Origin of the sequence: Lactiplantibacillus xiangfangensis (genome assembly GCF_001438845.1) — a bacterium.
Taxonomy (GTDB): Bacteria; Bacillota; Bacilli; order Lactobacillales; family Lactobacillaceae; genus Lactiplantibacillus; species Lactiplantibacillus xiangfangensis.
Genome location: NZ_JQCL01000090.1, coordinates 1 through 223, shown reverse-complemented (window position 1 = coordinate 223; position 223 = coordinate 1). Strand labels below are relative to the sequence as shown.

Below are 223 nucleotides of genomic sequence, written 5' to 3'. Positions count from 1 at the left end.
TTTTCCCTTGATTTAACCAATTATAAATTGATTTAGTCGCTAGTTTAAATTCGTGAGCAATCATTCCTGGTGACCAACTTAGCCGTAAATGGTTTAAAATTATTTGCCTTAATTTGTCATTCAATTTAGTCTTTCGGCCACATCGTGACCGCTTGTATTCGGCATCTGTTTGGGCCACTTCGGCCTGGTAAGGTTCACATCGAGCTAATTCATAAGAAATTGT

1 pseudogene is annotated in these 223 nt (G+C 37.7%); it reads right to left on the bottom strand.

Annotated elements, in window-relative coordinates:
* Window positions 1-223, bottom strand: a pseudogene (locus IV64_RS11640) (IS30 family transposase); the annotation flags it as partial.